Raw genomic sequence first — 306 nt, forward strand, 5'->3', positions numbered from 1 at the left:
CTGATAACACCACCACCGTTACCCTGACCGCGCCGAGCGCAGTCAACGAAGGTGGCCAGATCACGTACACCGCAACCTTGAGCAACAAGGCCGGTACTGACGTTACGCTGAAGTTGGACAACGGTTCGTCGATTATCATCAAGGCTGGCGATACCGTCGGCACCGTGACCGTCCCTGCGCCAAGCGATGACGTGTTCATCGACAAGAGCACCCAGATCGTCAAGATCACCGACGCTTCCGGCGGCAACTTCGAGCAGCTGGTAGTTGCGCAAAACAGTGCAACGACAGCGATCAACGACACCATCG

At 57.5% G+C, this 306-nt stretch carries 1 protein-coding gene; it reads left to right on the forward strand.

Going from position 1 to position 306, the window contains the following annotated elements; translation table 11 throughout:
• Positions 1-306 (forward strand): immunoglobulin-like domain-containing protein (locus BFP96_RS30960; protein WP_170876032.1); only part of this gene is annotated, 306 nt, incomplete at both ends.

The sequence above is a fragment of the Pseudomonas sp. 34 E 7 genome (assembly GCF_900005715.1).
Lineage (GTDB): Bacteria > Pseudomonadota > Gammaproteobacteria > Pseudomonadales > Pseudomonadaceae > Aquipseudomonas > Aquipseudomonas orientalis_A.